Origin of the sequence: Streptosporangium sp. NPDC023615 (assembly GCF_040640155.1) — a bacterium.
Classification (GTDB): domain Bacteria; phylum Actinomycetota; class Actinomycetes; order Streptosporangiales; family Streptosporangiaceae; genus Streptosporangium.
Genome location: NZ_JBFABE010000017.1, coordinates 53,977 through 65,934 on the forward strand (window position 1 = coordinate 53,977; position 11,958 = coordinate 65,934).

At 62.8% G+C, this 11,958-nt stretch carries 6 protein-coding genes; 2 read left to right on the top strand and 4 right to left on the bottom strand.

What is annotated here, in order from left to right; all coding sequences use genetic code 11:
• Positions 1-32: 32 nt before the first annotated feature.
• Together AB0G16_RS15500 and AB0G16_RS15505 are read right to left on the bottom strand one after the other, a co-directional pair.
• The gene (locus tag AB0G16_RS15500) at positions 33-929 is read right to left on the bottom strand and encodes a GNAT family N-acetyltransferase (protein ID WP_362804707.1); all 897 of its coding nucleotides are present in this window, start codon (positions 927-929) and stop codon (positions 33-35) included.
• Between the two features lie 96 nt (positions 930-1,025).
• Entirely contained in the window at positions 1,026-1,814 is a 789-nt protein-coding gene (locus tag AB0G16_RS15505) for a methyltransferase domain-containing protein (RefSeq protein ID WP_362804710.1), read from the bottom strand.
• Positions 1,815-1,920: 106 nt separating this feature from the next.
• Between AB0G16_RS15505 and AB0G16_RS15510 the strand changes: the two genes are divergently transcribed.
• Positions 1,921-2,328, top strand: a complete 408-nt coding sequence (locus tag AB0G16_RS15510; RefSeq protein ID WP_362804713.1) for a DUF4288 domain-containing protein — start codon at positions 1,921-1,923, stop codon at positions 2,326-2,328.
• Positions 2,329-2,521: 193 nt separating this feature from the next.
• Here AB0G16_RS15510 and AB0G16_RS15515 read toward each other — a convergent pair whose 3' ends face one another.
• Positions 2,522-7,453 carry a LamG-like jellyroll fold domain-containing protein gene (locus AB0G16_RS15515; RefSeq protein WP_362804716.1) on the bottom strand — a complete coding sequence of 1,644 codons (4,932 nt, stop codon included), beginning with the start codon at positions 7,451-7,453 and terminating at the stop codon, positions 2,522-2,524.
• 341 nt (positions 7,454-7,794) lie between these two features.
• Between AB0G16_RS15515 and AB0G16_RS15520 the strand changes: the two genes are divergently transcribed.
• Positions 7,795-10,812, top strand: a complete 3,018-nt coding sequence (locus AB0G16_RS15520) for a BTAD domain-containing putative transcriptional regulator (protein WP_362804719.1) — start codon at positions 7,795-7,797, stop codon at positions 10,810-10,812.
• A gap of 13 nt (positions 10,813-10,825) precedes the next feature.
• Here the strand turns inward: AB0G16_RS15520 and AB0G16_RS15525 are convergent, their stop codons facing one another.
• Positions 10,826-11,761 (bottom strand): hypothetical protein, encoded by a 936-nt coding sequence (locus AB0G16_RS15525; RefSeq protein WP_362804722.1) that lies wholly within the window; start codon positions 11,759-11,761, stop codon positions 10,826-10,828.
• Between the last annotated feature and the right edge of the window lie 197 nt (positions 11,762-11,958).

Genomic DNA, 11,958 nt, shown 5'->3' on the forward strand with positions numbered 1-11,958 from the left:
GAACCCGGTCGCCCCGGGCGCCGGGAAGGGGGTCAGAGGTCGAGCTGGTACTGGAACGTCCTGTGGGTGGGCCGGTAGCCGAGCGCGTCGTTGACGGCCCGCATGCGGGTGTTGCTCTCGGCCGTGTCCGCCAGCAGCCCGGTCAGGTCCGGGTAACGCTCGCGGACCTGCCGGATCATCTCGGCCTTCATCCACCGGGCCAGGCCACGTCCACGGTGTTCCGGCAGGACCCCGGTGCCGTAGTGCTGGCCGTCGCCCTTGCCGTCGCCGGGGACGACCAGCTCGGTGAACCCGGCGATCGAGCCGTCGGACTCGTCGACGGCGGCGACGGTGTGGAGTCGTTCGCCGCGGTCCTCGACGGCCCTGGCCGCCGCCCTGACCCGTTCGACGTCCCAGACCACGACGCCGTAGTCGGTGTCGTCCATCGGCATGTCGTCCATGGCCCGGCGGGAGGCGGTGAAGGTGCCGGCGAGCTCGTCCGGCACCGTCCCCTCCCAGGACAGCAGCCGGTATCCGGCGGGCGGCCGGTCGGCGGCCGTGCCCGCGGCCGTGCCCGCGGCGGTGTCCACGACGGTGTTGACCAGCGCGAGGCGCGCGTACGTCAGGGTGAGCACCCTCCTGAACCCCCGCTCGGCCAGGAAGCGGTCGCCCGGGGTGCCGGCCCCGGCCTGGGCGAGCACGCAGCGCCGCCCCTCCGCCACGACGCCCGCCACCGCCCGCGCCAGCAGCTCGGAGCCGACGCCCCTGCGCCGCTCCGCCGGATGCACGCTCAGCTCCAGCTCGGCCAGGTGGTCCTGGCCCTCGGTGTCGAACAGGCGCAGGAACGCCGACCCGAGGGGAACCCCGTCACCGTCGACGGCCAGCCACACCAGGCGGCGGCTGGACGCGCTCGGGTGGGGGTCGGCCAGCGGGACGATCCGAATCGACACGTTCTCTCCATCTTCGAGTCTTCTCGGGCGCCCGGCTGCCGGGCCCCTCGTTCCCCGAGAAGATTCGAGACGGCGGCCCGGTCCGGACGTCACCGATCAGGATGCCTTACGGGCGAGGGTGAGCATATGGCCGCCGACGCCCAGCAGGGAGGGGACGGACTCCAGGCGGCGCTGGGCGTCGAGCACCAGGGCGCGGCGCTCGGGGTCGTCGAGCCAGTCGTCGATGTCGCCGTACAGCCAGAAGGCGCCCTCCAGGTTGTGGCGGGTGGCGCCGGGAAGCCCCGCGTCGGCGAACTCGGCCGGGACGTCGTCCGGTTCGTGCAGGTAGGCGGTGAAGCCGGCGGGCCCGGCGCCCAGGTTCCCGCCCGCCAGGGCCGAGAGCGCCACCTCCCGCAGCTCGGGCCGCAGGTACAGCCCCTGGTAGATCATGTCGTGCACGGCCGCGGAACGGTTGATGGTCGCGGCGGCCACCAGGCCGCCGGGCCGCACCGCCCGTGCCGCCTCGGCCAGCGCGCGAACCCGGTCGGCACGCTCGGGGAGGTGGTAGAGCGGACCCAGCAGCAGCACCGCGTCCACGCTCCCGTCGGGCACCGGGAGCCGCCTGGCGTCCCCCTGCCGCGCGGTGACCCCGGCCAGCCGCGCCGCCCGCTCCACGTGCAGCGGTACGGGGTCGAGCAGCTCGACCTCGTACCCGTCGGCGGCCAGCCACTCGGCGTGCACCCCGGTGCCGCCGCCCACGTCCAGCACCCTGGCCGGGGCCGCGGGCAGCGCCGCGCGCAGCACGTCCTGCGTCCGCCACAGCTCCAGCCGCCCACGCCCCGCGCGGAGCCTGTCGTCTTCCCTGTCCTGCCCGTAGTAGGCGAGCAGCTCCGATGTGATCGTCATGCTCGATGATGCCCACGGCCCCGATCCCCCGGCAAACGGGTTCTCCCACCGGACGAACGGAGAGGCCGTTCGGCGATAAATGGCGAGAGAGAAGCGGAGGGGATATGTGACACTCGACGCCCGACCGGAGCGGAACGGAGACTCGAGCATGCCGGAGAAACAGCCGGAAGGCGCTGCGGATCGACGGCCCTATATCGCGCTTCTCGTCCAGAGGGTGGTCGTGGAGGGCGGATACGCACCCGCTCGTTACACCGAGGACACCGTCCTCATCCATGAGCGCTCGATCGAGGACGCGAAGCGGCGGGCCGAGGCCATGGGGAAGGACGAGGAGGTCTCCTACCTGAACGAATTCGGTGAGACCGTGACCTGGACGTTCATCGGCGTCGCGGACGTCCGTGAGACCCTGTACGACGACCTCGCCTCGGACACCAGCCTCTACTCACGGAGTTTCGACGACCTCCCGCGGTACAGGGATCTCTTCGCGTTCTCGTCGCTCGTCCCTCGCGAGGCCTGAGCCCGTCCCCGCCGACGCGGGATCGTCCGGAGACGGCGTTCCCTTCCCTCGCCTCGCGGGCCGGTCACTGCCGCGCCGACCGGCAGCAGACGACCTGCCCGCCCCTTTGGGAAAAATTATGTACAGGTAGTTCACGGTACATCGATGGCGGAGCCATGCCGCCCCTGGCTCCGCCATCGATAATCACCCAGTATCAGCTCAGAGGCTTTGCGCCACCAAGAGTAGACCTGTTGACACAGGGAAGAGGGCCGTACCAGATCGGATCCGTGAATGCGTTTCCTTCATCCGAACGCTCCACCTTGCACCATATCGTGTGCCTGATTGGAGTGGTGGTGAATTTCTGCTCGATCGCTTTCTTGTTCTTGTCCACCCCGACTTTCGCGGTGAAACTGAACGAGTACTCGCTGATTACCGTGTGCTTATAACGAGAAATATCGCAACTATCGAGGAATGCTGCGAGACACTCGCTCTCGACCGGGCTGTGCCTGTCGTTTATGGTGGTAGGATCACCCTCCTTGTCCGGCCCGCCGACATTATATGACGGGCACACCTCTCCGGCTTCACTCGCGACTCCCAATCCGAAGCTTCCGCTCCCGGAGGGAGGGCCGGTAGGTGCTGGGCTGACGCTCACGCCCACGTTGACTGTATTTTTCATCTTTTTATTCACGAAGCAAGCGCTGCCGGCGAGCTTCATTTTCACGTCCTTGGCCAGCTTCTTACCGAACTCGGTCGACCAACTCCATTTTTTGTTGGTAGGCCACATGTACATGTAGTTGGAGTAGTTGGAGACGAACCAGCGCTGGTTCCAGTTCACCGACCCTTCCTTCGAGCTGCGAGGCCAGTTGGATTCGATCACCGTGCGCACGTACCATCCCTTTTTTCCGAGATAGTCCTTGACCCCGCACTTAAGGTGAAGCTGTGAGGCCTTGCAGAACTCAGCGTTCGTGGCGCCAGGAACTCCTCCCGCACATGACTGTACGGCCTGATTCCTTGCCGAGCCTTGGGAGGCACCGCCCTGAGTACAGGAAGAGGAGTCCGAGGAATCGGTGGAGTCCTGCTCCGCAGGAAGAGGAACGTCGATGATGCTCAATTGCCCGCATCTATCGAAAACGAAAATAGAAATCGTTGACTCGTCCGGCTCCACCTGGCCGGGAACATCCGTGCCCGAGGCCGTGGTTGCCAATGCACCTGAAGGCGCATCAGGAGAGATCTCATCCCAGTCACGCAAAACCGTTGCCGTCACCCGCACCGTGCCATCGGCGACTTCCTGCGGTACGACGTTCTCGAGTCTGACCGTGGAATTCGCACGGGTAAAACCTGCCTCCTCCATGGCCTCCCTCTCCTGAACCAGGAACGGGTTCAACAAGGAAAGCTTGGCGGTGACGGGCGCTTGGGCGCTTATCTCCGGCGCCTGCCAGACTGTACGGGCGCGGCCTTCAAGAACAGCATCCTGCGCACGATAGTAGCTCTTTATTCTCTCAGTGTACTCACCAACATTTGACGTCGACTGGGAGCTCGTGGCCCTGGCGCCGCCACGGCCGAACCCGCAGTTCGATCCCGTGGGGGGCGGGGGCGGCGGAACCGCCTTAGGAGTGACCGTGGTTTCTTCCCACCCGCTGACACCGAAATGAGTTCGGGCGCGAACCCGCACTGTGTACGTGACCCCATTGGTCACCCCACTGAAAGCAACGGTCGGATCGACCGCCTTGAAATCTTTCACCACCTCGCCATTGGCGTCCGACACCTGCACGTCGTAGCCATCCAGCAAAACCAGCGCACCGTTGTCTACCGGCATCCCCCAGCTCGCGGTCACACCGTTGTCACCTGGCTGTGCGACAAGGTTGAGCACGTTGCTCGGAGGCTTCGCCGGCACATAGGAAAGGGACACGGAAAGCTGCTTCACAGCACTCGGATCACCGAAAGTCACCACCTCCTCCCGGTTGGAAGTCAGCATCAACCAAGCATGTACGCTGTCCGTGACATCAGCTCGGGGTGCGGTAATCGACAAGGAGAAGCTTGTGGACGTGTCGATGTCATCGACCAGATCCGGTCCCTTGCTGTCACTTCTCACCTCGCCCTTCAACGGGGCAGCCGTGATGATCGTTTCCGGCGGGCAAACGCCACCCGGGCACGCGGGGGTTCCTAGTTCGAGTACTGTCCCGGTGAAAGTCGCCCCGTCGGGTATCTCGTCGAGTTTTAGCCCGATAATCGTGGCGATCTTGTCCGCGCCGCCGCCACCGACTTGGATTCGATCGGCATCGGCCGGCGAGCAGGGGGCGCCATCGCACGCAAACGGATCGACCTTCACCGTTTTGATGACGAAATTGTCCTTCAGCAGCGTGACATTTCGAATGTCCTCGACGGGCTGTATTTCATCACCGGGTACAGTGAAGCCGATTGAGGGTGTCTTGGAAGTGCAAATTTCTTCGACACAGGCCTGCATCTGCCAGGTGTAGCTACGGCCCGGCTGCACGGTGTTCTCCGGCAGCTGGAATGACGCCCGTTTTCCACCGTTGACCGTGCGCTCCCCCAACGGGACTGACCCGACCGGCGCACCGGTGTTGTCATACAAGAAATACTTGGCGGTCACCGGCCCTTCTGACGGACGCGAGAGCATGCCTGAAAGAATGGGTGTGTGCTCTGTTCCCCACAAGCCCGTTTGAGGATCAGAAGGAACGAAGGGGGCATCACTAGTGATGCGGTAAGCCGGGCTCTCGTTGCAGGAGGGCTGGGTGACGCCGCTGCGGCAGGCTCGCACCACGAACTTGAGGCTGGCCGGGTTGTCGAGGGTGAAGGTCTGCTCGATCACCTGACCGGAGGGCTTGGCGTTGTAGCTGGTCGCGGCGACCTCGCCGTACAGCTTCTTGATGTCCGCCAGGGACAGGGCCCGCTGGTAGAGGCGCATGTCGTCGACCGAGCCCTGGAGGAACTGGAAGCCCGACCTGTAGCCGCCGATGCGGAACGGGCCGCCCGTCACCGTCTCGGCCGGTTGGTAGTCGGCTTCGCCGGACAGTACACCGTCGACGTAAATGCGGATCTTGGAGGCGCCGGCGTCGTAGATGCCGACCAGGTGAGTCCAGGTGTCGGCCGCGGCCAGCTTGGCCGAGTCGACCCAGACGCCGTACCCGGTCGTGCCGCCGGTGCCGGATATCTGCAGCCGCCACTTCTGGTGACTGTCGCCGAGATAGTAGAGGCTCATGCCGAACGGGTTACCGTCCTGGCTGGCGACGTGTTGGACGTCTTCGCTGTTCTTGAGGCGAACCCAGGTGCTGATGCTGAAACTGGAGTTCTGGTTCAGCACCGGCCTGTTGGTGGCGGCGTAGGAGTCCGGGAGACAGCAGCCGTTGCTGCCGGTCATGTCGTTCAGCTGTACTCCGCCGCCGAGTTTGCCGGTGGTGGCCGTTCTTCTGCCGCCGGTGTAGGTGGCGGTGTAGCCACCCGTGCCGGAATCTGCTGCGGCGGTGGCTCCGGACGGCTCGTCGAGCTTCCAGTGCGCCACATGCCCGGTCGGGAAGGAGGGCGGGGGCGCCATGGTGGAGTCGTTGACGGTGACGGTGTAGTTCAGGTTCGTACCCTCGGGCACGCTGGACTTGAAGCCGACCTTCACGCTCTGGCTGCGGGCGATCGCGTCGTTGCCGTTCATGGAGTCGATGGACTCGGCGGTGACCGTGGGGATCTCCGGTGGCAGGAAGTAGGACACGGTGAGCTTCGGCCGAGTGCCACCGGCCGTCTCCGCCGAGTGGAAGTAGACCCACCACCCCGTGTTCTGCGAGGGGTCCGTCGTGCCCTTACCCGAGAGCCGGATGCCTTCGTTGGGCTGGCCCGCGGCCCATGCCTGGGCCATCGCGGTGACGCTCCAGGTGAAGGTCCTCGGGATCCAGTTGCCGTTGTCGTCGATCGATGGCTCGCTCGGGCAGAGCTGGACGGACGAGCCGAAGCTGGTCACGGACGGTTGATTGCTCCAGTTCACGTACTGCGGCCAGGCTGAGGTCACCCGCTTGGCCTCGATCCCCGCGGGTCCGTACCAGCGGCAACCCACAAGCTGGTCGGCGTACATGTCCAGCCTGGCGCTGCCGACGGACCTGCCTGCCAGGACTCCGGTGTCGAACTTGAGGAGAGAGTGACTGTAGGTGAGCGCTCCCCCGGAGGTGGTGCGTTCGATGCTCGTCACCAGTCGCGGCGAAGCCGGCGAGGTGTCGGCGTTGGGGGCGTTGCTCACCACCAGATCGCTCTGCAGGGTGAGAGTGGTAGTGGGATCAACCGTGACCGGATATCTGGTCGCCGGGTCGGCGAGGAATGCCGGATCGGGAGTGAGAACCAGTACCTGTTTTCCCTTCTCCTCCACCACTCGTGTGTCGATTTTCCCGGTGCGTGGTGGAACCGCTCCAGCCTTTTTGGTATCAGCAGCACTGGGGCCGGCATCGATCGTCACCGGCTCTGCCGCCGACGCCACCTGCCTTCCCTTGGAGTCGGTGAGTTCGAGACCGCCTCGCTTGGCCTCGGCGAAGTCGAGCCCGTCCGTCTCGACCGGAATGCGGAATTCCACAGGCCCCTTGGGCTGCTCCCGCAACATCACGTCATGTCGGAATCCCGTGGGGAGGGCCGTGACAACGAGATCGGCCCCCTGGCCGGCCGCGTTGACAAAGGTCGCGACGTTTCCCTTGACGATCGGCTTGGGCAGTTCGGTCGGCCAGCCGAACGACACCTTCTGCCCGTCACCGCGTTCCATGGATGCGAAGGGGCGATCCGCACCGCCTGCGGAGAACTCGATTTTCGCCTTGGTCAGCTTGGGCTTCAGAACCCCATCGTGCTCCACCAGGGTGGTGTCGATCCAGGCCCACGAGCCATCGGCCTGTTTGAGCTGGGCAGGACCAGCGTAGGACTGTGTCGTCAGTTGCCCGTTGGGATAGGCCCAGGTACGCGACCCCTCGGTGTAGGCGGCTTCCACCTCTACCGGCTTGTTCTGCTTTCTTGCCTCCTCGATCGCGGCTCTCAGCGTTGCGTCAGGATCTTCAGGACGAGAGAACTCCATCGCCTTGGGGGCGGCGGGAGCGGCCTGAAAGCCGGGTTGGGGGTCGGCCTGTGCCGGGGTGGAACCACCGGCTACCAGCAGTGACGCGGCCAAGGCCGTAACGGTTACAACCGTAGGTGTGATGCGTCTGATCGATCCATGCCTTGACGGCATGGAAGGGCGATTCGGTAAGGGAAACCCCACCGATTACCTCCAGTACTTGTGAGGGAGCGGTCAGGGTTCAGAGATGGGAACACCTGGCCAGAGATGATCGTCACAAGCATCAGGGCTCGCGCTGTTGATCTTGTCATATAGAATGTCGTGATCTTGACTTCTGGTTGATCGCCGCCTGTTTCTCCGCAAGGAAGCACAGTTGAGGACGCAGGCAAGGGAAAACATTCATGGGATGTTCGACAGGTACCGCTCCGTAACGACAGTCATTACTGGGGGTTGGGATGGAAGTTCGTGTTCTCGGTCCGGTCGATATCTGGCGTGACGGTCGCTCGATCGCGATCGTCGGTCCCAAGCAACGAACTTTGCTAGCCGTTCTGGTTCTGCAGGCTGACCGGGTGGTGTCCCACGATCGGCTCCTGACGGCGCTGTGGGGAACGAAGGTTCCAGCCAGCGGACGACGGTTATTGCACAACCATCTGTGGTCCGTGCGACGTCTGCTCAGTGAAGGCAACGCCGTGGTGAGCACACCCACCGGCTACTCACTGCAACTACAGCCCGGCGCTTCCGACCTTGACGTCTTCGTCACCGAGACGGCGCTCGCCCGCTCCGCTTTAGGGAGGGGAGACGTCGCCAACGCCGCAGAGGGTTTTCGACGGGCGCTATCGCTATGGCGTGGCCCCGCACTCGGCGGCACCACCTCCGAGTTACAGGCAACCGAGGGCGTCGCCCTGGAAGAGCGGCGTCTTGCCGTACTCGTCGATCGCATCGAAGCCGATCTCGCTCTGGGGCGCCACGCTGAGCTGATCGGCGAGCTACGCCTGCTGGTGGCCGAGCACCCGCTGAACGAGAGGCTACGGGGGCAATTGATGTTCACGCTCCACCGCGCCGGTCGTACGGCGGAGGCACTTGAAGAATTCAGGATCGGTCGTCAGCACTTCCGCGATGAGCTTGGCCTGGAGCCCGGCGAGGAACTCGCCCGGCTCCACCAGATCATCCTGTCCGGAGAGGGCATCTCCAACGATGCCGCACCCTCCCCAGCCGTTCGCGCTTCGCACGTACCTCGGCAGTTGCCCACCGATATCACACGTTTCACCGGCCGTGTGGAGAGCCTGCGCCAGCTGGACATGCTGCTGGCCGAGAGGGAAGGCGCAACGACCGTGGTGATTTCCGCTATCGCGGGAACCGCCGGAGTCGGCAAAACCGCCCTGGCAACACATTGGGGGCACAAAACATCCACCAGGTTTCCAGACGGGCAGCTTTACATCAACTTGCACGGCTACTCGCGAGTGCAGGCCGTAACAGGGGCTCAGGCACTGGGGCAGCTTCTCCGCAGCCTCGGCGTGGTGGACGAGGAGATCCCGCACGACATCGATGAACGTTCGGCACTCTACAGGTCGCTGTTAGCCGATAAGCAGATGCTCATCGTCTTGGACAACGCCGCCACATCGGACCAGGTTCGTCCTCTGTTACCCGGCTCCTCACGCTCCAGAGTTGTCATAACCAGCCGCGACGCTCTACGCAGTCTGTCGGTGACCCATGACGTGTACGGCATCTCGCTCGACGTCTTGTCGGCAGATGAGGCGATCGCTCTGCTCACCAGCCTTCTGGGTAAGGGCGGAACGGCCCATGAGGCGGACATCGCTGAACTAGCCCAGCTCTGCGGATACCTACCGTTGGCACTACGGCTGGCGGCAGCACAGCTCACTGGTCATTCCCCTGCTCCCATCAGAGAGTTCATCGTCAAGCTTCGGCTGGAAAATCGGCTTACCGTTCTTGATCTTGACGAAGATCCGGGAATCGGCGTCCGTTCCGCACTCGAGATCTCCTACCGAAGCCTCACGACGCCGACTCGACGGATGTTCCGAATGCTTGCCCTGCATCCTGGACCGTCCATCGGATTGGACGCCGCAGCCGCTCTCGCCGGCATGTCCACTGAGAGTGCCGCCGCCGCAACCGAGACACTGGTCAACGCCCACCTTCTACAGAAGGACAACAAGCGAAGATTGTCGATGCACGACCTCGTGCGCGTCTATGCGGAAGAACGTTGCACACATGACGAGACTGCGGATCGGCGTGACAGTGCTCTGACGAGAATCTTTGATTGGTACCGATACGCGGTTCTGAAGGCCATGGACCACCTGTCCCCTGTGGATACGACATCTCTAGCCATTTCCCCCGTCGGGGGGACGCCGGACTTCTCCGACTTCGATGAAGCAATGGTTTGGCTGGAGCAGGAGCACCACACGCTCACAGCTATGATCATGCATGCCGCCACAAGTGAGCGCCACATTCATGCTTGGCAGATCTTCACCAGGTTGTCATGGTTCTTCTATGTGAGAAATTATTTCGACGATCTCTTCCTAACAGGAGATATCGCCTTGTCTTGCGCTCGCTTGGCCCGCGACCACCGCGGTGAGGCGGAAATCCTCAGTGACCTCGGTTACGCCAAGGTCTTCATCGGAAAGTATACCGAGCACCTCAGCTATCAGCAGGAAGCTCTTAAGATTTGGCGCTCGATTCGCAACAGAGCAGGAGAGGCCAAAGCCCTTCGGCACGTAAGTTACGCTCTGCAACTAGCCGGACAACCTCTCCGAGCAGCCGAGGTCGGCGAGCAGTGCTTGGCGTTGAACCACGAACTCGGAGATCGCCTAGGCGAATTGATAGCAATCACCTATTTGGCGGACACATATCTCACTCTCGGCAGGTTCGACGAATCGGTGAAAGTTTTGGAAAACTCTTTAGAATACTGGCAGGAAGCTAATCGGGAATACGAACAGACATACTGTCTTATTCAGCTGGGGAATGCCCACACAAAACTAGGTCGCCCGAAAACGGCCCTAAAACTCTTCCGGCAAGCACTATTGTTAAGCCAAAATCAAAAGAATAAGAATTTCGAAACCGACATACTCAATGGAATTTCCATCGTCATGCGTAATCAGGAACGATACGATGAAGCTTTCAAGTATCACGAAAAGGCGCTCAGTATGGCGCGGAGCATACGGAGCAAGCCGTTAGAGGGCGAAGCGCTTAACAACCTCGCATCCACCTGTCTTTTAAGTGGGAATGCCGAGGCGGCACTAGACCATTATCAGGAGCTCGTCTCCCGTTTTGGAGAGGTAATCAATGTGTATCAGCGTGGCTCCGCCCACGAAGGGCTAGGAGATACGTTGCAAGCTCTGGGGCGGACGTACGAGGCTGCCGAACACTGGAGAACGGCGTTCAAGATATGGGCGCCCATGGGCGTTCCTCAGGCCGAAGAGGTCGCGAAGCGGATGTACGACGCCGGTTTGAGCCGATGACGTTCCTGCGATGTTATTTCGGTGTCGACCAGACTTCGGGTTCGCAGACGTCTCCCGAGCCGAAGGCGCAGTTCAGCCTCGTCTCCACTATGTGGATCGTCTTCACACGTGGGTCCTGCAGCATGTCCCGCAGTTCCTCGGGGTCCGTGTTGACCTCGATGTGGCCGACGATGCGACCGTGATGAGCCGCTTCACGAAGTTCCAGAAGACTCAACCCGAAGGTGGAGAGAACGGTGTCGTCCTCCGGCCGCAGCCGGGAGACCCAAAGCCGGAACTCCTCGAGCTGCGTGAGCTCATCACACCTCTCGCTGACCTTTCGTTCCCCACACGACGGATAATTGTCCCAGTAGATCGGCAAAGACGTCCTCGAGTTCGAAGAGATCAGTATGTTCCCCCCACCCGATGCCCCCATGGCGCCTCGGCGGGGCATCTCCCCCGAGTCGTCATACTGAACGACGGCCGTCACCGACACGGCACGGCCAAGTGACGTCAATGTTTTTTCGGGCCCTCTCTTGTCATCCGAACCGGACGAACTCATGGTCTTGAGAACGGTTTTGATCCGAGACGGCGGAAAAACGGGATGACGGATGTACGAGGAACCGAACGGCATCACATAAGTTTCGCCGCTGACCGCGAGCTTGTTGATGTCGTACATGTGGACCAGCGATGACTCATTCGCCGGTCGCGCCCACTGTGGTTCCACCGCGACACGAACCGAGAAGATGTCCGCCGGTTGTTCAGGAAGGAACTCGGAGCGGACCCGGATATCCGGGTTGGCCGCGGACACGGCGTTCCTCGTCACCATGTAGAAGTGATCGGCCCCCTCCCCCCGATGAACTCTCCAGTTGTCATCGTCCTTGACGAGCAGGTTCAGCCCGAGAAAGGCACATGCGAGAACACCCCCGCATCCCACCACGAGCGGCCAACGACGTCGGACGGTGTTCGTCATTTTCGACCGCCTTGAAGGAGAAGACTGCAGGGGAGGCGGCTCGGCACCACCTACGCTGATCGACGCCATTGAACTTCTTCCCCACACATTGACTACTCAGCACCGCTCCGAGCTGGCGGGATAAACCATTGGTTTTCGCAGCCGACGAGCATCCTTTCGAGCTGGAACCTCTTGCCCGCGTAGCAAAGGGAACGTCC

What these genes read in the sequence shown, in the direction of transcription:
- AB0G16_RS15505 (WP_362804710.1), bottom strand. Translation starts at nt 1,814, where the DNA reads ATGACGATCACATCGGAGCTGCTCGCCTACTACGGGCAGGACAGGGAA.
- AB0G16_RS15520 (WP_362804719.1), top strand. Translation starts at nt 7,795, where the DNA reads ATGGAAGTTCGTGTTCTCGGTCCGGTCGATATCTGGCGTGACGGTCGC.
- AB0G16_RS15525 (WP_362804722.1), bottom strand. Translation starts at nt 11,761, where the DNA reads ATGACGAACACCGTCCGACGTCGTTGGCCGCTCGTGGTGGGATGCGGG.